This window comes from uncultured Roseobacter sp. (assembly GCF_947491795.1).
Lineage (GTDB): Bacteria > Pseudomonadota > Alphaproteobacteria > Rhodobacterales > Rhodobacteraceae > Roseobacter.
The window spans coordinates 193,739-216,273 of record NZ_CANLKW010000002.1 but is presented as its reverse complement, the minus strand read 5'-3'; the positions used below and the strand labels follow the sequence as shown (position 1 = coordinate 216,273).

The following is a 22,535-nucleotide window of genomic DNA, read 5'->3' as shown; positions in this document are numbered from 1 at the left end:
CCCGTGCAACATGCAGGAGGGCGTTACCGTCGCTGTCGGTATACGGCCAGATGCCGTTGGGTTTAAGTAAAATTGATATAAATATGAGTATATGGTTAACGCCGCTCAGAAAAACGGACGTTATGTCTGGCGCTGAAAACAGCACCAGATTTCGCAGGGGATCAAGGCGCTTTATTCAGCCGCGGTTGTCGATAATCCGAACGGCTTTGCCCTGTGAGCGCGCCACAGAGCCCGTTGGACCCACGGTAACCGAAACGGATATCCCAACGGTCTGTTTGATGTGATCCGCCAGGGCGCGGGACAAGGCATCGCTGTCTGAAGTCTGATCGGCGGCTTCACACAGCACTGCCATCTGGTCCATCCGGTCCGGGCGCGACAGTTCGATCTGGAAATGCGGGGCCAGTCCTGCCGTGGCCATGATCGATTCCTCGATCTGCGTGGGAAATACATTCACGCCTCGCAGGATGATCATATCATCCGAACGCCCGGTCACCTTTTCCATCCGGCGCATGGACCGCGCGGTCCCCGGTAGCAGACGTGTCAGATCCCGGGTGCGGTAGCGGATAATCGGGAAGGCCTCCTTGGTCAGCGAGGTAAAGACCAGCTCCCCCCGTTCACCTTCTGCAACCGGTTCGCCAGTCGCGGGGTCAACAATTTCGGGGTAAAAGTGATCTTCCCAGACATGCAGACCGTCTTTGGTTTCCACACATTCATTTGCGACGCCGGGACCCATAACTTCGGACAGGCCGTAGATATCAACCGCATGCATGTCAAAGGCGGCCTCTATTTCCTGCCGCATGGCGTTGGTCCAGGGCTCGGCACCGAAAATCCCCACCTCCAGCGGGCTTTCGCGCGGATCGAGGCCCTGCGCTGCATATTCGTCAAGCACGGACAGCGCGTATGAAGGGGTCACCGTGATTCCCTTTGGCCGGAAATCCTCGATCAGGCGCACCTGGCGCTGGGTCATACCCCCCGACACCGGCACTGTTGTCAGCCCCAGAGCGTCCGCGCCCAGGTGGATGCCCAGCCCGCCGGTAAAAAGACCATAGCCGTAAGCATTGTGCAGCAGATCACCCGGTTTCAGGCCAGAGGCACGCAGCGAACGGGCCACTACGGCACCCCAGTTCGTCAGATCATTCTGTGTATAGCCGACCACGGTTGGCTGGCCCGTGGTGCCGGACGAGGCGTGGATACGCGCCACCTGGTCACGTGGCACGGCAAACATGCCAAAGGGGTAGTTTGCCCGAAGATCAGCTTTTTGCGTGAAAGGGAAACGCGACAGGTCGGAAAGCATCCTGAAATCCGACGGATGCACGCCCGCAGTATCAAAGCTCTGGCGGTAGTGCGGGACATTGTCGTAGGCGTGCTGCAGCGACCAGCGCATCCGTTCGGTCTGCAACGCTGTGATCTCGTCGCGGCTGGCTTTTTCGATGGGGTCGAGAGTGCCCGGATCGGGGGTGAGGTCTTTCATTCTGGCGCTCCGTCTTCCGGGTAGTGCTGGCCTTTTACCGTGCGGGACAAGCCACGGAAAACGGCAATCTTTTCGTTTTTCTGGTTGGTAACTTCTACATCATATACCCCGGACCGGCCGCTGCGCGACACTTCGGTCGCGGTGGCCGTCAGGTGATCACCGGCGGCTCCGGGCTGCAGATAGGTGATCTGGTTCTGCTGTGCGACCGTGATCCTGTTGTAGGAATTGCAGGCAAAGGCAAAAGCAGAATCGGCCAGCATGAAAATAAAGCCGCCGTGGCACATACCATGACCGTTCAGCATCTGATCTGTCACTGGCATGCTCAGGCTGGCGGCACCCGGTGCAACAGACACGATGGTCATGCCCAGGCTCTGGCTGGCAGTGTCTTTTTCCATCATGAGGTGCGCGCAGGTTTCAGCGCGCTGCTGATCCGTTGTCTGTCCGGACATTTATGTGTTTCCGATTTCACTCCTTGTGTCATGATCGGTAACATATGGAAGGCTCTGTGTATATCCTTTCATGAAGGGCTTGATTTGAGCGCTGAACAGCGCAACTCTTGATCCATGAACTACCAGGTGCCGCCTTCGGGCAATCTTCATCATCTGCCGCCTCAGCAGGTCGCATTTCACCGCACCGAACTGTCGGTGATCCTGTCACTTTATGGCCGGTTTGTTGCTGCCGGTGAATGGCGGGACTATGGCATTTCGTGCCTGCGCGAGGTCGCCGTCTTTTCTGTGTTTCGCAGAACGGCAGAAAACCCGCTCTACCGGATCGAAAAGCGCCCGCGCCTGCGGGACAAGCAGGGAATGTACGCCGTCGTTGGCATGGACGGGCAGATTATGCGCCGGGGTCATGATCTGCGCACTGTTCTGCGGGTCCTGGAGCGCAAGCTGATCCGCGCCGTGGAGTAATCAGCCCGGCTGCACAGAAAGTCGTTTGTGCGCTGTGACAGCCCCGCCACCCTGTGTCTCGATACGGATGATAGCCTCTTCGATAGGTTCAAATGCAACGGCCATATGCCCGGCGTTTGCGTGGATCAGGGTGGTATCATCTGTCACCAGCGCCACGTGACCTTTCCAGAACAACAGGTCGTTGCGTCTGACGGCTGCGCCGGCAGGCAATGGTGTCCCGAGATCACGTTTCTGCTGATCGCTGTCGCCGGGGCAGGGTATGCCGCAGGCCAGGCATGCGGCCTGAACCAGGCCTGAACAGTCAATGCCAAAGCCCGAGTTGCCACCCCAAAGGTAGGGTGTTCCCAGAAAAAGCGCCGCAACGGCCGACGGGTCATCTGCCAGAACGTCCGCCCGGTGAACCTGCTGGCGCGGTACAAAACCAGCAGCTGTTTCTATGAAAGTCGCCGTTTCTGACAGGGCCGTAAGCCGCGCACCGAAACTCAGGCTGCAGCGTTCTGGGGATTTAATATCAGCGGCACTGTAGGCATGTGCTGTGCGCAGGGTCACTTGATGTGTCGGCTGCACAGCGGGCCCGAGTGACCTCGTCGGTACATAACCGCAGTAGCCATCGGTCTCTGATCTGACCAGCGCATGGTCTTTGATGCGGTTCAGTATGCGCACCGGTGCGCCCATCAGCAGCTGACGATCACGCAGGCCGCCGGGACTGCGCAGCAGGTCCGTCAGCGGCACTGCCACCGCGGCTGGCTCATCCAGCCTGACCAGTGCCGGATCAGGCCGGGTGCGCGGATCGGTCATTGCGTTGTCATCTGCCCGATGGTGTCGAGCAGTGCGCGCGTGGCCTGGCCGGTACCGCCTTTGGCGCGGGCGGGTGCCTCTGCCGGATTCCAGCCGAACACGTCAAAATGCATATAGGTGCTCTCGCCCACAAACCGGCGCAGGAAAAGGGCGGCGGTGATTGAGCCCGCAAAACCACCTTTGGGCGCGTTGTCCAGATCGGCGATGCCAGGCTCAATCATCGCCTCATAAGGAGCATGAAAAGGCATGCGCCAAACGGGATCATCCGTGCGCGCAGCATGATTTTCCAGCGCTTCCACCAGGGCCGGGTCATCACAGTAGTAGGGCGCCAGATCAGGCCCGACGGCCACGCGCGCCGCACCCGTCAGCGTCGCCATAGAGATAATCAGATCAGGGTTTTCTTCCTGGGCGAGGGCCAGTGCATCCGCCAGAACCAGCCTGCCCTCGGCATCGGTGTTGTTTATTTCCACGGTCAGACCCTTACGGGATGGCAGGATATCACCGGGCCGGAACGCGTTGGCTGATACTGCGTTCTCAACAGCTGGTATCAGCACGCGCAGGCGGATGCCGGTTGCCGTTGCCATAAGCATATGCGCCAGCCCCAGTACGTTCGCTGCCCCGCCCATGTCCTTTTTCATCAGTGCCATCGAACCACCGGGCTTGAGGTTCAGACCGCCGGTGTCGAAACACACGCCCTTGCCCACCAGAGTGATCTGGGGACCGGTGTCCCCCCAGCGCATGTCAATCAGCCGGGGGCTGCGGTCGGAGGCGCGCCCGACTGTGTGGATCAGCGGGAAATTCTGCGCCAGCAGGTCCTCGCCATGAATGACCGAAATTGCCGCGCCGTGCCGGACAGCCAGATCACGGGCGGCGTCCTCCAGCTCGGACGGCCCCATGTCATTCGAGGGCGTGTTAATCAGGTCACGGGTGAGAATTTCGCCCTCTGCGATGGCCTGCAGCCGCTGCACATCGATACCGTCCGGCGGAGAGAGGCGGGCACCCATGCTGCTGGCTTCTGCATAGCGGTCAAAGCGGTAGCCTGCCAAAAGCCACCCGAGTGCTTCGCGTTCCAGCCGGTCGTCCGGAATGCCAGAGGCGATTTTATATGTCCCCGCGGGCAGTTTTGCCGCAGCGGCAGCCAGATGGAACCTGGCCCGCTGGCGACTGTGATCGGTGCCATACCCTGCCAGTGCCATAGTCGGCGCGCCATCTGCATCCGGAATGACCAGTGCCTGCCCGATGGCGCCTTTGAAACCGTTCGCTGCTGCCCATCTGGCAACGCGTTCGGGTTGTGCACTGAGCCAGTCAGCGCATTCAGACTGGTCGACAACATAAAGCGGGAGCGGTGCAGTTTCCGCATCGGCAAATGCTACGGTCATGACAAAAAGGCCTTTCAGGAGGTGTCTCCTGTCAGCCTAGCCTGATCGCAGCGCTGTGCAACCTGTCAGATTGTAATGTCCTGGAGATCCCAGATTGCGGTCAGGGATTGTTCGCCGATCCGCAACAACCGCGCGAGTGTGGCTGCGATTGCGGGCTCGTCGGTGCTGTCTATCGCATTGATCACATCACCGGAGACCCGGGCCAGAACGTGCATGCCAATCTGATCCGCGATCGCAATGAGTGAACGTGCACATTTGCGCAGGTCTTCTCTGGTACCGTTCTGATGCAACCTGCCGCAGTGCGACAGGCGCAGCGCAAGCTCTTCCATTGCCCGGCAGACGACATCCTCTGCTCCGGCCTCTCCCAGTTCGGCATAAAGTGCACTGAGACGGTCCTGATCGACGTGCACTTTCTCTTTCAGCCTGATGTTCAGGACCTGATCCATTTCATTCACCCTAAGTCGCGCCCACCGCGTGGGAAAGGTATCGCACGATATTTGTATCCAAAGTGTTGAGAGCAGAGGGTGATTTCGCTCGAATTTAAGATGTATTCAGGGTAATCGGGTTCCGCAGCAGAATTTTACGGAACACAGATGAAACAGGCCAAACCACTCCCCGGATACCTTGTGCAAAGGTATCACGGTTGGAAAGCAACCGGTTATGCGGACAACGAGGCATGGTATCGAAAGCTGGCGAGTGACGGTCAGCACCCGCGTGCGATGGTTATCTCCTGCTGTGACAGCCGGGTTCACGTCACCTCCATTTTCGGGGCGGACCAGGGCGAGTTTTTTATTCACCGCAATATCGCCAACCTGGTGCCACCCTTTACGCCCGACGGGGACCATCATGGTACGTCTGCCGCTGTGGAATATGCGGTTACAGTGCTGAATGTGACGCACCTGATAGTGCTGGGACACTCGGGCTGTGGCGGTGTACGCGGCTGCATTGACATGTGTCAGGGCAACGCGCCGGAGCTGGAGGAAAGCCAGAGTTTTGTCGGCCGCTGGATGGATATTCTGCGCCCCTGGTATGACCTGGTTGCAGAAGAAAAGGATGCCGGGCAGCAGGCGCGCCAACTGGAAAAGCATGCAGTTGTGGCCAGTCTGGAAAACCTGATGACGTTTCCGTTTGTCAGCGACCGCGTGGCATCCTCGACACTGACACTGCACGGGTTGTGGACAGATATTGGTGAGGGTGGTCTGGAGTTTTACCAGCCCGCTGAGAATGTTTTCAAACCGGTCTGAGTGACGTCGCCGCTGGCCTGCAGCATCAGACAATGAAGGGAAAGTTGTGGAGCAGATACTGACACTTGCAGGAAACAACCTGCTGTCTCCGATCATTCTGTCATTTGCGCTGGGCGTTGCGGCTTCGCTGGCTCGGTCCGATCTGAGCGTGCCCGAGGCTGCGGCAAAAGCCTTGTCGATCTATCTGCTCTTTGCGATCGGTTTCAAGGGCGGGGTCAGTGTCGCCGCGCATGGCATTGACATCACACTTGGGTTGTCGCTGCTGGCCGGGATCATTCTGTCGGCGGTTTTGCCGCTGATTGCCTTTGGCCTTCTGTCGGTGATGACCGGGCTTAGCAGACTGGATGCAGCTGCTGTTGCCGCGCACTACGGATCGATCTCCATTGTTACCTTTGTAGCCGCAACTTCTGTTCTTGAGAGCAGCGGGATCGCCTCCGAAGGGTACATGGTCGCGGTGGCGGCAGCGATGGAAGCACCGGCGATTCTGTCCGCGCTCTGGCTGATATCGCGGGGCGGCGACGGGCGCCGGATGGACAGTGATCTGTGGCGCGAGATTATGCTGAACGGATCGATCGTCTTGCTGGTGGGCTCCTTTGTGATCGGCTGGGTGACCGGAGAAGAAGGGCTCGCAGAGATCTCGAGCTTTATCGTTGCGCCCTTCAAAGGGGTACTGTGCCTCTTTCTGCTGGACATGGGGCTGGTTGCAGGCCGCGGTTTGCGCGGTGGCAGTGGCGTTCTCCGACCCGGGGTGCTGGCTTTTGGTGTTCTGATGCCTGTGATCGGCAGCGCGTTCGGCCTGGGCACCGGGTTGCTTCTGGGGCTGTCACCGGGCGGTGTTGCCCTGATGATGGTCCTTTCGGCCTCTGCCTCTTATATCGCCGTGCCGGCTGCGATGCGTGTGGCCCTGCCCGAGGCGAACCCATCCATTTATCTGACGCTGTCGCTTGGCGTCACGTTCCCCTTTAATCTGACGCTGGGTATTCCGCTCTACATCGCGGTTGCTACCACATTCACGGGAGGCTGAGACATGCAGACCCACAAGGCCAAACGGGTGGAAATCACCATAGAGGCAATCATGCAGTCGCGACTGACGGATGCCCTGACCCGCGCGGGTGTGACCGGGTTCACGATCCTGCCGGTTCTGGGTGGATCGGGCCGGTCAGGTGCCTGGACTCGGTCCGGAGAAATCGGCCGTGCGGCTGGAATGGTGCAGGTCATCTGCATTATCCGGGATGACCGGTTGAGTGCATTGCTGGACGCCGCTTTCGAGGTCGTGGAACGACATATCGGCGTTGTGAGTATTGTTGACTGTGAAGTGCTGCGCGCCGAGCGATTTTAACCATTTTTAAACCAAAATTAAGCAATGCTGCTGGTATGAATAAACGTACCGTAACAGTGCAGCTTCCGGCTGATCTTGCTTTGGCCGTCCATGATCTGGCGACTGAGAAAGAAGGGACAGTTGGCAAAATTGTCGAAGACCTGTTGCAGGCGCATATTCTTAACCGCAAGTCATCGCGCAAACAGACCGAGGAAGTGAACGAACGGCTTGTTTTCGCGCTGCAAAAGCTGCTTTTCCGGGACATGGCCGAAGCCGCCAGCTGGGAAGACCTGGACAACCGTCTGCGCCGCCATGGCTACTTTCTCAAAGTTGCCTGGGGCGGTTTGTCCCTGCATACAGAGACCAGTGGTTACAAGCTGTGCAACGCACATGATCTGGGTTTTTCATACGCAACTTTCCTGCGTCGATTCGGCCCGGGAAAGCCAAAGGATCCGCGCGAAATCTGAACGCGCCCGCAAGCCATCCGGGATACGGATCCGGCTCTGAATTCAACAACACAGGCATTCGACCGAGAAAGTCCTCACCGGGCCTCGTGCGGTGCATAAAGGCCCGCTCTCTCAGGGTCGGGCATCTGCTCAGGGGCCTTGTATCTCAGGAAGGGGAAAACTGCGCGTAATCCCCGCAGGGCCCCGTGTTTTTCGACCCACAGCGCATATTCCACGTAAGTCGGATCTTCTGAGAGGTGCTTTTCCTCTGCTTTGGCACGCAGCAGGTAAACCGTATTCAGGCAAAGCATCAGGCAGATATTCTGCAGGGCTACCTCATTGCTCTCTGTAGAAAAGAACGGCACCGTCAGCAGCCACCAGGATGTGTTTTTAAAGAAATACGACGGATGCCGGAACCATCGGAACGGCCCGTTGGTCAGGATGCCGCGGTTGGTAAGGTTGGAGAACCGTATGCCAAAGGTGACATTTGCCCAGACCCAGCCGACCTTGGAAATGATGATAGCGACGCCCCAGATGTAAAACCAGATACCGGTATTTTCGGCGAACATTTCCAGCCAGCCGTTGCCGTCGGTATGGTCAAGATAGCGTTTGCCGATCAGCCCGTAAAAAGGCGCATAAACACAAAGCGTAACTGTCCAGCCCCAGAACAGATTGTTCGGGGTTCGGATGTGCGCATTCGCAAGGCGGATGGTCAGTATATATCCAATCGTCGCAATCGCCAGATCAAGCCCAACAGCGAATTTGGAAACATAGCGTACAAACATCCGGAAGTTGTTGAATGCATTCCCGATCGGTTCGTTGATCAGAAACTGCACGGAGCTTGCAAAGTACACAAACATCAAAGGCAGGAAAAAACCCTTGATGATCCAGTTCAGAAAATGCCGCCTTATCTCTTCGCCGGATGCGGTGTTCCGTTTGCCGATAAACATCTGGCCAACGACGAAATATTCGTCTTCCGGTTCCTTTTGCCATTTGTCGATCAGCCAGAAATACACCGTGCTCAGAAATACAAAGGCAAGCGCGTAGTCCCGGCAGAAGGTCCAGAAGGGGAGGTAGAGGTCGCGCGCGTATTCCGGAAAGAGCCAGTAGGCAAAGGCAATCAGCCCCAGCGTTCCCCAGAGCCCCAGCAGCTTGATGCAGATACGTTCCCAGTTGGCCGGCTCATGCCCGCGCAGCGTAAACCCCTGCAGCCCTGCGGATGGCTGGCGGTGTGCCTTGAGGAAAACCAGTTCGTGCAACAGCATTGGAAGCGCCGTGCCGATCATGGCGATGACGGTAGCGTTGACCCGGTCAAATCCTGCCTTGCTGAGAAAATAGAGCGAAAGAGAAAATCCGAGCACGCCGAGCATGCCCGTGGTCTGGCGGGTAACGCTTGGCGGTGGGCCCGGATTGTGTCGATCAGACATGTTTTGCAGCGTCCTGCGCAGGGTTTTTCCACGCGATACCAGAAGATGTGAGCAATTTGATGCAAATTTTGTGCACGGCGTCTGTCATTTTTCGGATGCGTCGTATTTCTGCATGTCCGGTGTTATTCCGCGAAACCGGTTAACAAACGCATTACCGTTTGCAAAAACGGTAGGTGGTCAGGCTGAAAAAACCCGCCGGACCGTAATCCGACGGGCATATTGTTGGTTCTGGCCGAACGCTTACCCTTTGTTCAGGACTTCGCGCCCCAGCAGCTCAGCAATCTGGACGGCGTTCAGGGCAGCACCCTTGCGCAGGTTGTCCGACACGCACCACAGGTTCAGGCCGTTGTCGATCGTGCTGTCCTGGCGGATGCGGCTGATGAATGTGGCGAAATCACCAACACATTCGACGGGCGTGACATAGCCGCCGTCTTCGCGTTTATCGATCACCATGACGCCCGGCGCCTCGCGCAGGATCTCGCGTGCCTCGTCTTCGTCGAGATGGTCCTCAAATTCGATATTCACCGCCTCGGAGTGACCGACAAAAACCGGCACGCGCACACAGGTCGCCGTGACTTTGATCTTCGGATCGACGATCTTTTTCGTCTCCGCCACCATTTTCCACTCTTCCTTGGTCTCGCCTGAGTCCATGAAGACGTCGATATGCGGGATCACGTTGAACGCGATCTGCTTGGTGAATTTTCTCGCCGGTTTGTCATCGGTCGGGTTGTAGATCGACTTTGTCTGATCCCAGAGCTCGTCGATCCCCTCTTTGCCCGCACCGGACACAGACTGGTAGGTGCTGACCACCACGCGTTTGATAGTTGCACGGTCGTGCAGCGGCTTGAGGGCCACCACCATCTGCGCGGTCGAGCAGTTCGGGTTCGCGATGATGTTCTTTTTGGCGTAGCCGTGGATCGCCTGCGGGTTCACCTCTGGTACGATCAGCGGCACGTCCGGGTCATAGCGATAAAGCGATGAGTTATCGATCACGACACAGCCCGCGGCGGCAGCTTTGGGCGCGTATTTCTTTGTCGCATCCGAGCCAACGGCAAAAAGCGCGATGTCCCAGCCGGTGAAATCAAACGTGTCCAGGTCCTTTGTCTTGAGCGTCGTATCGCCAAAGCTGACTTCCGTGCCGAGCGATTTACGGGACGCAAGTACCGTCAGCTCGTCCACCGGAAAGTGGCGTTCGGAAAGAATGTTCAGCATTTCGCGGCCCACATTGCCTGTGGCACCCGCAATAACGACGCGGTAACCCATCTGTTTGACTCCAATATATGTGTGATGGTGCGCGCGTCTTATACCCGCGCGCGGCTGGTGGAAAGGGGGCACCGACCGGAATGACGGTCGTGTGACATCAGGCCTGCCGACCGCGACAGGTCAACCCATGCCGTTTATCCATTTTGACGCCGCGGCTTTCCCGTTTTCCAGCAGCAGGGCAATGTCCATCGCAACCGCAACAAAACGCGCTCCGGCCTCCAGCGAGGACCGGATCATCCCCTCGTCGGTGGTCAGAATGCCAGGGGCCTTGCCTGCATCCGCAATCCGTTTCAGAGCACCAAGAATCGTCTGCACCATATCCGGGTGCATTGTCTGCCCAAGGTATCCCATGCTGGCCGACAGGTCGGCGGGGCCGATAAACACACCGTCTACCCCCTCCACCGCCAGGATCTCATCAAGGTTATCAAGCCCGGTTTTGTTCTCGACCTGAACCAGCAGACAAATCTGCGCGTCCGCCGTCGGACCATAGTTTTCCATCTGGCCAAAGTCTGAGACGCGGCCCACGGCATAGCCGACACCGCGTGTGCCGTTCGGCGGATACCGGCAGGCACGCACAAGTTCACGCGCCTGGTCCGCAGTTTCAACCATGGGCACCAGCACAGACTGCGCGCCGACATCCAGCACCTGTTTGATGATCCAGGTTTCGCCAACGGGCACACGCACGACCGGGTGGCTGGCACTGCCCTTGAGCGCGATCATCTGATCGCGGATCGAGCGGATGTCATTGGGAGAGTGCTCGCCGTCAATCAGCAACCAGTCAAAACCGGCACCGCTCAGAATCTCCGCGGTGTAGGGTTCGGCCATGCTCATCCAGCAGCCAAAAAGGGTCTCGCCGTCGGCCAGCGCTTGTTTGAAAGTATTTGTCGGGGCGGGCATGAGCATTCCTTGCTTTGGTATCAGAATGCCAGAGTAGTCGCAGGACCCGGGAAAATGCCAGACGGAAAGATGCATGCAGTCTGTTGCCGTACCACCTGCGTCGCTTAAACCGGCTGCAGCATCAGGCTGGTTGTAGTTCCAGACTGTACACTGCTACCCGTCTTTGCAGCTGACAAGCCGGGGAATGTGTTGCCGGGAGCTGACCCTGTGGCCTGCCCAGGCACCAGTAGAACCGGTTGTGGGAGCAGTTAATAAGAGGCCTGGCAGCCCGGACCCCGGCAGACCCTCAGATCACCCTGATCACATCCTTGTCGATGGCCAGCATATAACCGCGACGGGCAATGTTTTTGACCAGGAGTTCAGAAACGATCTGATTTCCCAGAGTATCGCGCAGGCGTTTGATGCGGGTGGCACCGGCGGCCTCCTCACAATCAGCGGGGCTGCGTCCGGAGATCACGCCTTCGATTTCCGATCCAGACAACACATCATCGTCCATCCGTGCCTCGGCCAGCACGGACATGGTTTCCATTGCAGCATCGGTCAGCTTAAAGCCGAGGTTGTTGAGATAAACCGTGTTCTCCTCGCGGCTGATCAGCAGCGAGGAGACCTGAATGCCCGCGCGTTCGATCTGGGCCATACGGCGATTGAACCCCACCAGCAGCACCAGGAAAACCAACGCCGCGATGAGCATCGCCGTGGCAAAGACAAGCAGTACGAAAATAACCAGACGGTAACTGGCCAGAGTATCGGAAAATGCGGTGCCGGACTGGGCCAGGATTTCGAGCAGTTTGATTTCGGCCTGCGCCGTCAGGTTGTCATTTTCAATGAACAGACGTTCGACGCGGGCGTTAAAGGCATTGGCGTCGGGCAGTGCCCAGAACAGCATTACGGCGGCTATGGCCAGTATCAGGACAATCCCCACGATGCCGAAAACCGCAATCCGGCCGCCAGAGCGGCGCATGTCAGAAGCGGAGGTAGTTTGGTCCTGCACTCTGTTTCCTTTCAGCAAGCCCGTCGGCATTAAACACTGACACGATGTTCAGCAAGGTCCAGCCCTGTGCGGCGAGGCGCGCAGAAAGCTCTGCTCTGGCACCCTGTTTCGAGCACTGTGAAATTTCTGCCACGCCATAGTGCAGCCGCAGCGGGTTGTCCTGTTTGGCCTTGTAATCGGCGTAGCAATCCGCGGCCTGTGCTGCATTCCCGGCGATGATTGCGACGGTCAGTACAAGAATATGAGCGATCTGTTTCATGCTTCAACTGTGCGCGGGAGCAGCGGGATATTCAATAACAAAGGGGGTTTAGCCCTGCTGTTATCCGATAACAGCCGCACGATATTGCCTGTCCGGGGGGGATGACCCCAGTTTGGATGCACAACAGGCCACCCGTCAGCGAACGGCCCGCAGACACATCGAAAGGACAACGCACATGCACAGGAAATTCATCGCCACAGTCACCGCCGCCGCGATCTGTATCACCGCAGCAGGGGTTGCACCGGCACGTGCAAATGAGGATGTGCTGCGGGCGCTGGCGGCAATTGCCGGCGTCGCAATCGTCGCCAAGGTCATCAACGACCGGAATGACCGCAAGCGCGAACAGACGGTCACACGCAACACCTATCAACCGGTCCAGCGAAACCTCGAACCGGTCTATCGGCTGGAGCCGCGTCCCCTGCCCAGGCGGGTGCAGCGCCGTCTGCTGCCGGGAGACTGTCTGCGCAGCATTCCGACGCGTGACCGGACCTACCGCATTTTTGGCAAGAAATGCATGGAGAGAAACTACAGCTACACCGATGAGCTGCCCCGGACCTGCAAGGTGAAGTTCAAAGGCCCCAACCGCAAACGCAAGGGCTGGGATGCCCGTTGCCTGCGCCAGGAGGGCTATCAGTTGGCCCGCCGCTGAGGACGGGTCATCGACGGTACCCCGGTCCGCCGGAGGTCCCGTACCTGAGGAGGTGGTGTTCGGGCATTGCCTCCTGCTTTTAACCAGTGTGACGCGCGTTCCGGGAAGGGAGCGCGCGTTTTTTCTGATCAAAATGGTTGCGCTGCAGGTGTGTTCGTCGGATCACGTCATTATGAAGCCGGACTTTGAGATGGAAAAGGCGCTGATCGCGCGCGGGGCACTGCGGGTGGCGGGCGTCGATGAAGTAGGCCGCGGGCCGCTGGCGGGGCCGGTTACGGCGGCGGCGGTTATCCTCGACCCTCAGAACATTCCGGAGGGACTGAACGATTCCAAACAGCTGAGTAAAAAACGCCGCGAACATCTCGCGGAGCTGCTGAAAGACTGTGCCGTGGTTTCCGTAGGCCATGCAAGCGTGGCCGAGATCGAGCAGGAGAACATTCTGCGCGCCAGTCATATCGCCATGCAGCGCGCCCTGGCCGGGTTGCATACAGCTCCTGATCATGTGCTGATCGACGGCTCGATGATCCCGCGGGGTCTCAACCTGGCGGCGACTCCGGTGGTCAAAGGTGACACCCGGTGTCTGTCGATTTCCGCCGCGTCGATCGTGGCGAAAATCGCCCGTGACAGGATCATGGTGGATTTGGCGCAACAGCATCCGGGGTATGGATGGGAAACCAACATGGGATACGGATCAAAAAGCCACATATCCGCGCTTCAAAATCTTGGGCCAACCCCACACCATAGACGGACATTCAAACCCGTCCACAACATGTTGTATCAAGAGAAAATCGTAAGCGATTGATTCAAAAAAGAATTTGACCGCGAATCAGGTTTGACTCATCTTGGTCTCAACCAACGAGTGCAAAAGCACCGGGACAGAGGCAGAAAGATGAACACAAAAACCAAGAGCGCGGCGGCGCTCCCCCTGAACACGATTCTGAACGGTGACTGCATCGAATTGATGAACAGTCTGCCCGAGGCGTCGGTAGATCTGATCTTTGCGGACCCACCGTACAACCTGCAACTCAAAGGCGATCTGCATCGTCCCGACAACAGTCGCGTGGATGCTGTGGATGACGCCTGGGACCAGTTCTCGAGTTTCTCGGCCTATGACGAATTCACCCGTGGCTGGCTCAGTGCAGCGCGCAGGCTGCTCAAGCCCAATGGCGCGATCTGGGTTATCGGCAGCTATCACAACATTTTTCGGGTGGGCGCTGCACTGCAGGATCAGGGGTACTGGATCCTGAACGATGTGGTCTGGCGGAAATCCAACCCCATGCCCAATTTCCGCGGTAAACGTTTCACCAATGCGCATGAGACGATGATCTGGGCGGGGCGGGATGAGACCAGCAAGTACACCTTTAACTACGAGGCTCTGAAGGCGCTGAATGAAGGCATTCAGATGCGCTCGGACTGGGTGCTGCCGATCTGTACCGGCCATGAACGGCTGAAAGATGACAGTGGTGAAAAGGCGCATCCGACGCAAAAACCGGAAAGCCTGTTGCACCGTGTTCTTGTCGGTTCAACCAATCCCGGCGATGTCATTCTTGACCCGTTCTTCGGGACTGGCACAACCGGCGCTGTGGCGAAAATGCTGGGCCGCGACTTCATCGGGATCGAACGCGAGGCAGCTTACCGTAAGGTCGCCGAGAAGCGGATCAGCAAGGTGCGCAAATTTGATCGTGAGGCGCTGCAGGTCAGCGCGTCCAAACGCTCTGAACCCCGTGTGCCCTTCGGACAGCTGGTTGAACGCGGCATGCTGCGTCCTGGCGAAGAGCTTTATTCCATGAATAAACGTCACAAGGCCAAGGTACGTGCAGATGGCACGCTGGTAGGCGACGACGTCAAGGGATCTATCCACCAGGTTGGTGCCGCACTGGAAAAAGCGCCAAGCTGCAATGGCTGGACCTACTGGTGTTTCAGACGCGACGGGAAAACTGTGCCCATCGACGTTCTGCGCCAGCAGATCCGGTCCGAAATGCAAAACTGACCACACAGATTATCGAACACCGCCGGTGCCTGTGGCCTTCTGAACGAGGCTGCCTGTAAAGGCACTCACCTCAGACCCCGCCTTTATGGCGGGGTTTTTTTCAGTTTGTGTATCTTTTGCGCGGTTTCTTTTTCTCGTTTGCGACCAGCGCATCGTGAATAAAGCGCGCACCAAAGTTAGACTTGTCAACGACGTGTTTGACGCCGGCGATCTCGGCCTTCTGGTACATAAAGGGTGTCGGGAAATCGCTGACCATGATCACGGGGATGTTCGCGTGATCCGGATCCTCGGACAGCTCGACCGCAAAATTCGCACCGATACCGTCCGGCAGGCTGTTATCGAGCAGAATGAGATCCGTGCTCATCTTGGACACACGGTCGCGTGCTTCTGCCAGTGTTGCCGCCATCACGACCTGCATGTTGCCAAAGCTGCGTGCCAGGATACGCCGGAACTTTTCCTGGTCAAAGCTGCTGTCTTCTACGACGAGGCACGTTCCGGAATTGCCCGTACCTGCTGCCACTGCCTGATTGTACATTGCTGACCCTCTCACCACTTCACCTGATCAGGACCATGTCAGAAAAGCCCTAACAAATGGTTGTCAGGCCCGGTGTGCCGCGTCCTGTGGCCAGTCGGTGACCCCGGGATAGTGTCTGGCGCGCCAGGCATGGACCCTGGGGTTCATCATCCGGCGCCACAGCGGCGGAATCATCGCGGCCATCGTCATGATGGGATACCCGAACGGCAGCTGCGGGGCATCATCTGCCGGATAGGTCTGCAGAACCGGGAACCTGCGATCCGGTTTGAAGTGATGGTCTGAATGGCGCTGCAGATTGATCAACAGCCAGTTTGACGCTTTGTGATCAGCGTTCCAGGAATGATGCGGGCGCACCGGCTCATACCGCCCGTTGTCCAGCTTCTGCCGGGTCAGACCATAATGTTCGACATAGTTGACCAGTTCCAGCTGCCAGATGGCTGTGACAGCCTGAAAGAGGAACAGTCCGATGGCGGTCCAGCCCCCCAGTACAAACGCCAGGGTCAGCATACCGGCCTGCAATGAAACGTACCTGTAGAATGGGTTGCCAGGATGGCCCCACGATGCGCCACGCCTTGCCTGCATCCCGGCCTCTGCCCGAAAGGCTGAAACCGCCGACTGAAACAGGACCCGTGGATAGTACCTGTAAAACCCCTCATTGTAGCGGGCCGTTACCGCATCCCGGGGGGTGCCGACCCAGCGGTGGTGTACCAGCAGGTGTTCAGATCTGAAGTGGGAATAGAGCACCATCGCCAGCAGAATGTCAGCCATCCAGCGCTCCAGACGGCTGCGCTGGTGCATCAGTTCGTGGCTGTAGTTGATGCCGATTGTGCCGGTGATCACACCCACGCCGAAAAAGAGCCCGATACGCTCGGCAGTGCCCAGATGCTCCGCATGCGGGACGTACCAGATCAGACTGAACAGCGTCACAAACTGCAAAGGCGCCCAGATCACTGTGATGGCTGTATGCGATTTAAGGCGGGTGTCAGGGGTTTCCGGATCAGGATTGCCGGTATTCCGCCCAACGGCCAGATCCAGCCCGGAGAACAGATACCAGGTAAAGACAGGCAGGAGCATCACGCTCCACCCGCCCTGCCATGCCCCGAAAAACGCAAGAGGCGGCAAGCCGAGGGCCACCCAGAAAGGGACCGGGCTCAGCAGGGGGGTCTCTGAGGTCGTACTGTCAGACATGGGGTGATCCTAAGGCGGTGGACTGATCAGCGCCATGGGTGGACTTGGAGGCAGTCATTCTGACAGATCCAACGCTTTGCGCATGACCGTGGGCAGGTCAGACGGCCGGAAATCACCAGGCAATACGAATCGGCCACGATCGGGTGCGGCGTCTGCCGGCAGGTCGGCCTTCAGCACATGCAAAATCAGGTGAAAATGCGTGAAGGTGTGGCGGACTTCACCCGCGCGCACCTGCCAGTCGCCCGCACAGGGGGGTGGTACTTCGGGCAGGGGGAGTGCGCTGTCCACCCAGTCGGAACCGGGCCAGCCGAGCATCCCCCCCAAAAGCCCTTTGTCTGGCCGGGTCTCCAGCAACCAGGCACCATCCGCACGCCGCCCGATAAAAACAGTGCCGTGGCGCACGGGTTTGGGCTTTTTCGGCGTTTTCTTTGGCAACTCGGGTGCTGTGCCTTCGGCGCGGGCCACACAGGGCTCGCGCCAGGGGCAGATCCCACAGGCCGGAGAGCGCGGCGTGCAGATCGTCGCCCCGAGATCCATCACCGCCTGGGCATAGTCGCCGGGACGTACCCGGGGTGTCAGCATCTGCGCTTTTTCCATCAGCGCTGGTTTTGCATCCGGCAGGGGTGTGTGGATGTTGTGCAACCGGGCCATCACCCTTTCCACGTTCCCATCAAGCACGGCAAAAGGCTGGTCAAAGGCGATAGATGCAATGGCTGCCGCCGTGTAGGGCCCGATCCCCGGCAGTTTCAGCAGGGCAGCATGATCCGCCGGGAAAAGACCATCATGATCACTGACGACAGCGCGTGCGCATTTCAGCAGGTTGCGCGCGCGGGCGTAATACCCCAGACCGGCCCATTCGCCCATAACGTCCGCATCCTCTGCCGCGGCGAGATCGCTGATTGCTGGCCACCTGTCTGTGAAACGGCGAAAATAGTCCCGAACGGTTGCCACAGTTGTCTGCTGCAGCATCACCTCGGACATCCAGACACGGTAGGGATCGGGCGCGATACCGGCCTGGCGGTCCGCGGGCGAAACGCGCCACGGCATTTCACGCGCATGCACATCATACCAGTCCAGCAACTGGTCGCTGAGGCTGTCGCTCACAGATGTGTTATAACGCAATCTTTATCTCCGACAGGGTCACACCGGGCTGGCTGGCAGGGCGTTCACGGTCTATGTTACCGCGCAGGTTCTGAGGGAAGATAGCGATGCCGCCGCGCCGCGCCAGTACAAAAGGGTTCAAACAGACGTCCAGTCTGTTGCAGGGTCGGATCCGCCGGGCCAGCGAGAGCCGCGGGTTTGCCCAAAGCCGTCTGCTGACCCAGTGGGAAGAGATTGCAGGATCCGAAACAGCGGCGATTTCCCGCCCTGTCGAGGTCAGCTATGGCCGGGGCGGTATGGGCGCAACGCTGACGTTGCTGACCACCGGGTCCAACGCACCAATGCTCGAGATGCAAAAAGAGAAGCTGCGCGCGCGGGTGAATGCGGTCTATGGTTACAACGCCATTGCGCGTGTGCGTATCACCCAGACGGCGGCCACTGGTTTTGCCGAAGGGCAGGTTGAATTTGCGCCCCGCGCACCTGAGGTCTCCGAACAGCCTGCTGACCCCAAAGTCCGCGCGCAGGCCCAACAGACGGCCAGGCCCGTCGAGGACGAAAAACTCCGGGCGGCTCTGACCCGCCTGGGCGAGAACATTCTGAACAGAACAAACCGATAAAAGGGAAATTCCATGTCGCGTATGATGATCGTTTCGGCTGCTGTAGCAGTCATCGGGCTGGGTGCCTGGTTTGTAACCAGCCCGTCCGGCACAGAAGAAGCCGCTGTCGCCCAGATTGACCCCATTGGTGCTGCCAATGCGCAGGAAGCGGATATCGATACTTCGGGCGTGGTGGAAATGAGGCTCGGTAACCCGGACGCACCTGTCACGGTTATTGAGTATGCCAGCTTTACCTGTCCGCACTGTGCAAGCTTTCATGCCGGTGCCTACAAGCAGCTCAAGGCCGATTACATCGACACCGGCAAAATCAACTTTGTCTACCGCGAGGTCTATTTTGATCGTCCCGGTATCTGGGCATCGATGATCGCGCGCTGCGCGGGCACGCCCACGGCATTTTTCGGCATAGCCGATCTGATCTATGAGGGTCAGTCCACCTGGGCCCGTGCCGGCGACATGGTGTCGATTGTTAATGAACTGCGCCGTATCGGTCGTCTGGCCGGGCTGGACGGTGACACGATGGAGGCCTGCCTGCAGGATGCAGAAAACGCACGGACGCTGGTGGCGTGGTATCAGGAGAACGCCCAGGCCGACGGTATCGAAAGCACTCCGAGCTTTATGATCAACGGCAAGAAATACACCAACATGGCGTATTCTGACATGGCGGCACTGATCGACGCAGCAGCAGAGTAATGTCCGCGCCACTGGACGGACTGAAAGTTGTCGAACTGGCGCGGGTGCTGGCGGGCCCGTGGGCTGGTCAGACGCTTTCCGATCTTGGGTGTGATGTTGTCAAAGTCGAAAGCCCCGCAGGCGATGATACGCGACAGTGGGGCCCGCCCTTTGTCACGCGGGATGAGGATGTATCGGCCGCGTATTTTCATTCCACGAACAGGGGCAAGAAATCCGTCACAGCTGATTTTCGCACAGCAGAGGGGCAGGCAAAGGTCCGCGCCCTGCTCGCGGATGCGGATATCCTGATCGAGAACTTCAAAACCGGTGGGCTGGCAAAGTACGGCCTGGACTATGAAACCCTGTCGCGCGATTTTCCGCGTCTGATCTACTGCTCCATAACCGGTTTTGGGCATTCCGGTCCCTATGCCTCGCGCGCGGGCTATGATTTCATCATTCAGGGCATGTCCGGGCTGATGTCCCTGACGGGAGAACCCGAGGGACAGCCGCAGAAGTACGGTGTGGCGATCACGGATATTCTGACCGGCATTTATGCCACCGCCGGCATTCTGGCAGCCGTGCATCAGCGCACGCAGACCGGTCGGGGCCAGCATATCGATATGTCGCTGATGGATGTTGCGGTCGCTGTGACATCGAACCAGGCCCTGAACTACCTCACCACCGGCAAGCCGCCGCAGCGCATGGGTAATGCGCATGTGAACCTGGCACCTTACCAGGTTTTTGACTGCGCAGACGGTCATGTCATTATCGCAACGGGCAACGATGGTCAGTATCAGCGCCTTTGCCGTCTGCTGGGACTGTCTGAAATGGCGACGGCGCCGGATTTCCTGAAAAATGAAAACCGGCTGGCCAACCGTGGGGAGATGATCCGCCGTCTGACCGCGGCCACGCTTGAGCGGACACGGGACGATCTGCTGGCCGCCTGCGAGGCCGAGGGCGTGCCCGCAGGACCGATCAACGATATGGCAGATGTGATGGCTGACCCGCATGTTCAGGCGCAGGGCATGGAAGTGTCACTCGACGGTGTTCCGGGCATCCGCGCGCCCTTCACGTTTTCCGACGCAACGCTTGCGCTGCACAGACCAGCGCCCAGACTGGGTGAAAACGACAGCGACTGACCCCGTCAGGGGGCTTTGAGGCCTGCAAGCGTCGCCGTCAGCGCGTTTGGTGTTTTTTCAAATTGCAGGCGCACGGGCAGGGTAATGACCTTTGTCCGGAAGGAGAGCGGCAGACGTACGGCATCTTTTTCCGTTGTGACCAGCTGTGCGCGACGGGACCTTGCGTCTGCTTCCAGCCGGTTCATCAAGGCCGTTGTCAGCGGCTGATGATCATCCAGTGGCTCTGCATGCACGAGATCGGCTCCGAGACCCCGCAGCGTTGCAAAGAATTTTTCGGGATGTCCGATGCCGGCAAAGGCGACGGCGCGCATGTCTGACCAGTCCATTCCGGTTTGCAAAGGTTCCAGAGATGCGCGCACGTGCGGAATGGTCAACGCCGCTGGCAGCGTCGCATCAAATGACGCCTGGGCTGACCTGTCTCCTATGGACAACAGTATGTCCGCGCGTCTTAGCCCTGCCTGAACAGGTTCGCGCAGCGGTCCCGCGGGCAGGCATCTGCCGTTGCCAAAACCCTTTTCCGCGTCAACCACGACAATGGAGATGTCCTTGTGCAGGGCCGGGTTCTGAAACCCGTCATCCAGGACCACCACTGTCGCCCCGGCCTCCTGCGCGGCAGCGCCTCCCGCGGCGCGGTCTTCCGCCACCCAGACTTCGGCAAAGGCCGCCAGCAAAAGTGGCTCATCACCGACATCGCGGGCTGTGTGCCGGGCGGGATCAACCCGCACGGGCCCTTTCAGCCGTCCCCCATAGCCGCGCGTGACGACATGCGGTGTGTGAAAGGCATCAGACAGCGCGGTCAGAACAGCAATCACAGTAGGTGTCTTGCCTGTGCCCCCGGCATTCAGGTTACCCACGCAGATCACCGGCACATCCAGCCGTGCATCAGCAGTGCGCGCCACGCGGCGGGCGGTCATGTGGCCGTAAATCCACCCCAGGGGCGCAAGCAGCCTCGCGCGCAGGGCAGGGCGTTCAGGCGGCGTGTCCCAGAATTCAGGCGCCTTCATGTGCCTGTTCCTCGCGTGCATCCAGTGCTGCCTCGACCATGCCGATGACCTGGTCTGTCAGCGCCGCCCCTTTACTGATCACATCCCAGCCTGCATGCGCCATGGCGGCAGCCTGATCGGGCGAAATGAGCTGCGTGACGGCGGTGCTGAGGCTGCTCGCGTCATTGACGATTCTTGCGGCACCTGCCCCGGCCAGGCGTGAATAAAACGCCAGATAGCGGCGTACGTTCGGCCCATAGAGCACAGCAGACCCAAGGGCGGCGGCCTCGAACGGATTACAACCGCCATATCCCGGAACCAGCGAACTGCCCAGGAAGGTCACCGGCGCCACCCGATAGAACAGTCCCAGGTCGGCTGCATCATCTGCAAGCAGGACCTGGGTCGCATCATCGGGCTCTTCTCCGGCGGACCAGTCGCACAGGCGCATCCCGTCAGCGCGGACCATATCGGCGAAATCACCGGCCTCTCTGGCCTGTCCGGGGTGCAGGATCAGCAGCAGCCGGTGGGACAGCCGTGAGGCATTGCGGTGTGCGGCCAGCACGGGGCCTGCTTCTTCTTTTTGCAGGCGGGCAGCGAGCCAGACCGGTCTGCCGCCCAGAAGCGTCGACAGATCGGACAAGTCTGTATCATCACAGGGCAGCGCCTGTCCGCCCGCCTGAAGCGGGGGTGCGCGCTGCACTTTCTGCCCCGAAATGCCCAGACTGGTGAGCCGTTCTGCGGCGGATGGGGAACGGGCGAAAATGGCATCGAAACCGGACAGGACCGTACGGGTGACATCGGGCAGCCAGCGTTCGTGCCTGCTGTCAAAACCGTCGCTGTCCGCATCAATCAGGATCATCGGGCACTCTGTCTGCTGGACGCGGTCGATCAGGGAGGGCCGCAGTTTGCCCCAGACCCAGATGCCAAAATCCGGGCGGTAGTTATCCAGAAACAGACTGATAGCATCCGGGTGCTCTGAGGGAAGGCAATCAAGTGTTACGTCAGCGGGTGGCGTCCACTCGGTCCGGACGGTGTTCAGCGCACCGGAATCAGGCAGAGTAACCAGAATCTGCACGCCATGCCGCACGCTGGCGATGCGCAGTGCAATGTCCTGTACCGCCAGAAAGTTTTCCGGTTCTGCGGCATGTATCCACACCAGTTCGCCGTCACTGCGGGCGGCGGTGGGGACGAAAGTGCGGTCTGCTGTATGGCGCGACAGCGCGCGCCAGGCCGCCAGCCCGATGGAGCGGCCCATGTCAG

General features: G+C 59.0%; 26 protein-coding genes. 11 read left to right on the top strand and 15 right to left on the bottom strand.

Going from position 1 to position 22,535, the window contains the following annotated elements; genetic code table 11:
• Positions 1–175 precede the first annotated feature (175 nt).
• Positions 176–1,471: a phenylacetate--CoA ligase PaaK gene (gene paaK, locus Q1A34_RS07875; protein WP_300032775.1), complete on the bottom strand. Its 1,296-nt coding sequence runs from the start codon at positions 1,469–1,471 to the stop codon at positions 176–178.
• On the bottom strand, positions 1,468–1,869 hold the full coding sequence (gene paaI / locus Q1A34_RS07870; RefSeq protein WP_300034085.1) for a hydroxyphenylacetyl-CoA thioesterase PaaI: 402 nt from the start codon (positions 1,867–1,869) through the stop codon (positions 1,468–1,470). The genes paaK and paaI overlap by 4 nt, the downstream gene beginning before the upstream one ends.
• A 165-nt stretch (positions 1,870–2,034) precedes the next feature.
• Here paaI and Q1A34_RS07865 point away from each other — a divergent pair, with 165 nt between their 5' ends.
• A complete protein-coding gene (locus Q1A34_RS07865; protein WP_300032773.1) occupies positions 2,035–2,382 on the top strand; it encodes a DUF2794 domain-containing protein in 348 nt (115 codons plus the stop codon).
• Here Q1A34_RS07865 and Q1A34_RS07860 read toward each other — a convergent pair whose 3' ends face one another.
• From Q1A34_RS07860 to Q1A34_RS07850, 3 genes are all read right to left on the bottom strand, one after another.
• On the bottom strand, positions 2,383–3,180 hold the full coding sequence (locus Q1A34_RS07860) for an NlpC/P60 family protein (RefSeq protein ID WP_300032770.1): 798 nt from the start codon (positions 3,178–3,180) through the stop codon (positions 2,383–2,385). It abuts the gene before it with no gap.
• The gene (locus Q1A34_RS07855; protein ID WP_300032768.1) at positions 3,177–4,559 is read right to left on the bottom strand and encodes a M17 family metallopeptidase; all 1,383 of its coding nucleotides are present in this window, start codon (positions 4,557–4,559) and stop codon (positions 3,177–3,179) included. Before Q1A34_RS07855 ends, Q1A34_RS07860 begins: the two co-directional genes overlap by 4 nt.
• Positions 4,560–4,624: 65 nt before the next feature.
• Positions 4,625–5,005, bottom strand: coding sequence for a hypothetical protein (locus tag Q1A34_RS07850; protein WP_300032766.1), 381 nt, complete (start codon positions 5,003–5,005; stop codon positions 4,625–4,627).
• Between the two features lie 147 nt (positions 5,006–5,152).
• Between Q1A34_RS07850 and Q1A34_RS07845 the strand changes: the two genes are divergently transcribed.
• The 4 genes from Q1A34_RS07845 to Q1A34_RS07830 are packed head-to-tail and all read left to right on the top strand — an operon-like array spanning position 5,153 to position 7,588.
• Positions 5,153–5,803, top strand: coding sequence for a carbonic anhydrase (locus Q1A34_RS07845; protein ID WP_300032764.1), 651 nt, complete (start codon positions 5,153–5,155; stop codon positions 5,801–5,803).
• Between the two features lie 46 nt (positions 5,804–5,849).
• Entirely contained in the window at positions 5,850–6,827 is a 978-nt protein-coding gene (locus Q1A34_RS07840; RefSeq protein ID WP_300032762.1) for a sodium-dependent bicarbonate transport family permease, read from the top strand.
• A 3-nt stretch (positions 6,828–6,830) separates the two neighbouring features.
• Complete coding sequence (locus Q1A34_RS07835) at positions 6,831–7,142, top strand: transcriptional regulator (RefSeq protein ID WP_300032760.1); 312 nt, start codon at positions 6,831–6,833, stop codon at positions 7,140–7,142.
• 35 nt (positions 7,143–7,177) lie between these two features.
• Entirely contained in the window at positions 7,178–7,588 is a 411-nt protein-coding gene (locus Q1A34_RS07830; RefSeq protein ID WP_300032758.1) for a hypothetical protein, read from the top strand.
• A gap of 74 nt (positions 7,589–7,662) precedes the next feature.
• Here the strand turns inward: Q1A34_RS07830 and Q1A34_RS07825 are convergent, their stop codons facing one another.
• The 5 genes from Q1A34_RS07825 to Q1A34_RS07805 form a co-directional block, all read right to left on the bottom strand.
• A complete protein-coding gene (locus Q1A34_RS07825; RefSeq protein ID WP_300032756.1) occupies positions 7,663–8,994 on the bottom strand; it encodes an isoprenylcysteine carboxylmethyltransferase family protein in 1,332 nt (443 codons plus the stop codon).
• A 240-nt stretch (positions 8,995–9,234) separates the two neighbouring features.
• Positions 9,235–10,257 carry an aspartate-semialdehyde dehydrogenase gene (locus tag Q1A34_RS07820; protein ID WP_300032754.1) on the bottom strand — a complete coding sequence of 341 codons (1,023 nt, stop codon included), beginning with the start codon at positions 10,255–10,257 and terminating at the stop codon, positions 9,235–9,237.
• 120 nt (positions 10,258–10,377) lie between these two features.
• Positions 10,378–11,154, bottom strand: coding sequence for an HpcH/HpaI aldolase/citrate lyase family protein (locus tag Q1A34_RS07815; RefSeq protein WP_300032752.1), 777 nt, complete (start codon positions 11,152–11,154; stop codon positions 10,378–10,380).
• 286 nt (positions 11,155–11,440) lie between these two features.
• A complete protein-coding gene (locus tag Q1A34_RS07810) occupies positions 11,441–12,145 on the bottom strand; it encodes a hypothetical protein (protein ID WP_300032750.1) in 705 nt (234 codons plus the stop codon).
• Positions 12,117–12,404 carry a hypothetical protein gene (locus Q1A34_RS07805; protein ID WP_300032748.1) on the bottom strand — a complete coding sequence of 96 codons (288 nt, stop codon included), beginning with the start codon at positions 12,402–12,404 and terminating at the stop codon, positions 12,117–12,119. Before Q1A34_RS07805 ends, Q1A34_RS07810 begins: the two co-directional genes overlap by 29 nt.
• A gap of 175 nt (positions 12,405–12,579) precedes the next feature.
• Between Q1A34_RS07805 and Q1A34_RS07800 the strand changes: the two genes are divergently transcribed.
• From Q1A34_RS07800 to Q1A34_RS07790, 3 genes are all read left to right on the top strand, one after another.
• Entirely contained in the window at positions 12,580–13,053 is a 474-nt protein-coding gene (locus Q1A34_RS07800) for a hypothetical protein (protein ID WP_300032746.1), read from the top strand.
• A gap of 172 nt (positions 13,054–13,225) precedes the next feature.
• Positions 13,226–13,855 carry a ribonuclease HII gene (locus Q1A34_RS07795; RefSeq protein ID WP_300032745.1) on the top strand — a complete coding sequence of 210 codons (630 nt, stop codon included), beginning with the start codon at positions 13,226–13,228 and terminating at the stop codon, positions 13,853–13,855.
• Positions 13,856–13,942: 87 nt separating this feature from the next.
• Positions 13,943–15,043, top strand: coding sequence for a site-specific DNA-methyltransferase (locus tag Q1A34_RS07790; protein ID WP_300032744.1), 1,101 nt, complete (start codon positions 13,943–13,945; stop codon positions 15,041–15,043).
• 100 nt (positions 15,044–15,143) lie between these two features.
• On the opposite strand, the gene Q1A34_RS07785 is transcribed toward Q1A34_RS07790, so the two are convergent.
• The 3 genes from Q1A34_RS07785 to mutY form a co-directional block, all read right to left on the bottom strand.
• A complete protein-coding gene (locus tag Q1A34_RS07785; protein ID WP_300032743.1) occupies positions 15,144–15,578 on the bottom strand; it encodes a response regulator in 435 nt (144 codons plus the stop codon).
• Positions 15,579–15,641: 63 nt separating this feature from the next.
• A complete protein-coding gene (locus Q1A34_RS07780; protein ID WP_300032741.1) occupies positions 15,642–16,766 on the bottom strand; it encodes an alkane 1-monooxygenase in 1,125 nt (374 codons plus the stop codon).
• A gap of 54 nt (positions 16,767–16,820) precedes the next feature.
• Positions 16,821–17,870 carry an A/G-specific adenine glycosylase gene (mutY, locus tag Q1A34_RS07775; protein WP_300032739.1) on the bottom strand — a complete coding sequence of 350 codons (1,050 nt, stop codon included), beginning with the start codon at positions 17,868–17,870 and terminating at the stop codon, positions 16,821–16,823.
• Between the two features lie 104 nt (positions 17,871–17,974).
• On the opposite strand from mutY, the gene Q1A34_RS07770 reads away from it, so the two are divergent.
• From Q1A34_RS07770 to Q1A34_RS07760, 3 genes are read left to right on the top strand one after another with little or no spacing between them, the layout of a single operon-like run.
• Positions 17,975–18,484 (top strand): DciA family protein, encoded by a 510-nt coding sequence (locus tag Q1A34_RS07770; RefSeq protein WP_300032738.1) that lies wholly within the window; start codon positions 17,975–17,977, stop codon positions 18,482–18,484.
• Between the two features lie 12 nt (positions 18,485–18,496).
• A complete protein-coding gene (locus tag Q1A34_RS07765) occupies positions 18,497–19,174 on the top strand; it encodes a DsbA family protein (RefSeq protein ID WP_300032736.1) in 678 nt (225 codons plus the stop codon).
• A complete protein-coding gene (locus tag Q1A34_RS07760) occupies positions 19,174–20,292 on the top strand; it encodes a CaiB/BaiF CoA-transferase family protein (RefSeq protein ID WP_300032735.1) in 1,119 nt (372 codons plus the stop codon). Before Q1A34_RS07765 ends, Q1A34_RS07760 begins: the two co-directional genes overlap by 1 nt.
• A 5-nt stretch (positions 20,293–20,297) precedes the next feature.
• On the opposite strand, the gene lpxK is transcribed toward Q1A34_RS07760, so the two are convergent.
• Both lpxK and Q1A34_RS07750 read right to left on the bottom strand, forming a co-directional pair.
• Positions 20,298–21,296 (bottom strand): tetraacyldisaccharide 4'-kinase, encoded by a 999-nt coding sequence (gene lpxK / locus Q1A34_RS07755; RefSeq protein ID WP_300032734.1) that lies wholly within the window; start codon positions 21,294–21,296, stop codon positions 20,298–20,300.
• Positions 21,283–22,530, bottom strand: coding sequence for a glycosyltransferase N-terminal domain-containing protein (locus tag Q1A34_RS07750; RefSeq protein ID WP_300032733.1), 1,248 nt, complete (start codon positions 22,528–22,530; stop codon positions 21,283–21,285). The genes lpxK and Q1A34_RS07750 overlap by 14 nt, the downstream gene beginning before the upstream one ends.
• Positions 22,531–22,535: the final 5 nt, after the last annotated feature.

Bases quoted from the DNA above. Each gene is read 5' to 3' on its own strand.
- paaK (WP_300032775.1), bottom strand. From the start codon at position 1,471: ATGAAAGACCTCACCCCCGATCCGGGCACTCTCGACCCCATCGAAAAA.
- paaI (WP_300034085.1), bottom strand. From the start codon at position 1,869: ATGATGGAAAAAGACACTGCCAGCCAGAGCCTGGGCATGACCATCGTG.
- Q1A34_RS07865 (WP_300032773.1), top strand. From the start codon at position 2,035: ATGAACTACCAGGTGCCGCCTTCGGGCAATCTTCATCATCTGCCGCCT.
- Q1A34_RS07860 (WP_300032770.1), bottom strand. From the start codon at position 3,180: ATGACCGATCCGCGCACCCGGCCTGATCCGGCACTGGTCAGGCTGGAT.
- Q1A34_RS07855 (WP_300032768.1), bottom strand. From the start codon at position 4,559: ATGACCGTAGCATTTGCCGATGCGGAAACTGCACCGCTCCCGCTTTAT.
- Q1A34_RS07850 (WP_300032766.1), bottom strand. From the start codon at position 5,005: ATGGATCAGGTCCTGAACATCAGGCTGAAAGAGAAAGTGCACGTCGAT.
- Q1A34_RS07845 (WP_300032764.1), top strand. From the start codon at position 5,153: ATGAAACAGGCCAAACCACTCCCCGGATACCTTGTGCAAAGGTATCAC.
- Q1A34_RS07835 (WP_300032760.1), top strand. From the start codon at position 6,831: ATGCAGACCCACAAGGCCAAACGGGTGGAAATCACCATAGAGGCAATC.
- Q1A34_RS07830 (WP_300032758.1), top strand. From the start codon at position 7,178: ATGAATAAACGTACCGTAACAGTGCAGCTTCCGGCTGATCTTGCTTTG.
- Q1A34_RS07825 (WP_300032756.1), bottom strand. From the start codon at position 8,994: ATGTCTGATCGACACAATCCGGGCCCACCGCCAAGCGTTACCCGCCAG.
- Q1A34_RS07820 (WP_300032754.1), bottom strand. From the start codon at position 10,257: ATGGGTTACCGCGTCGTTATTGCGGGTGCCACAGGCAATGTGGGCCGC.
- Q1A34_RS07815 (WP_300032752.1), bottom strand. From the start codon at position 11,154: ATGCCCGCCCCGACAAATACTTTCAAACAAGCGCTGGCCGACGGCGAG.
- Q1A34_RS07805 (WP_300032748.1), bottom strand. From the start codon at position 12,404: ATGAAACAGATCGCTCATATTCTTGTACTGACCGTCGCAATCATCGCC.
- Q1A34_RS07800 (WP_300032746.1), top strand. From the start codon at position 12,580: ATGCACAGGAAATTCATCGCCACAGTCACCGCCGCCGCGATCTGTATC.
- Q1A34_RS07795 (WP_300032745.1), top strand. From the start codon at position 13,226: ATGAAGCCGGACTTTGAGATGGAAAAGGCGCTGATCGCGCGCGGGGCA.
- Q1A34_RS07790 (WP_300032744.1), top strand. From the start codon at position 13,943: ATGAACACAAAAACCAAGAGCGCGGCGGCGCTCCCCCTGAACACGATT.
- Q1A34_RS07785 (WP_300032743.1), bottom strand. From the start codon at position 15,578: ATGTACAATCAGGCAGTGGCAGCAGGTACGGGCAATTCCGGAACGTGC.
- Q1A34_RS07780 (WP_300032741.1), bottom strand. From the start codon at position 16,766: ATGTCTGACAGTACGACCTCAGAGACCCCCCTGCTGAGCCCGGTCCCT.
- Q1A34_RS07770 (WP_300032738.1), top strand. From the start codon at position 17,975: ATGCCGCCGCGCCGCGCCAGTACAAAAGGGTTCAAACAGACGTCCAGT.
- Q1A34_RS07765 (WP_300032736.1), top strand. From the start codon at position 18,497: ATGTCGCGTATGATGATCGTTTCGGCTGCTGTAGCAGTCATCGGGCTG.
- Q1A34_RS07760 (WP_300032735.1), top strand. From the start codon at position 19,174: ATGTCCGCGCCACTGGACGGACTGAAAGTTGTCGAACTGGCGCGGGTG.
- lpxK (WP_300032734.1), bottom strand. From the start codon at position 21,296: ATGAAGGCGCCTGAATTCTGGGACACGCCGCCTGAACGCCCTGCCCTG.
- Q1A34_RS07750 (WP_300032733.1), bottom strand. From the start codon at position 22,530: ATGGGCCGCTCCATCGGGCTGGCGGCCTGGCGCGCGCTGTCGCGCCAT.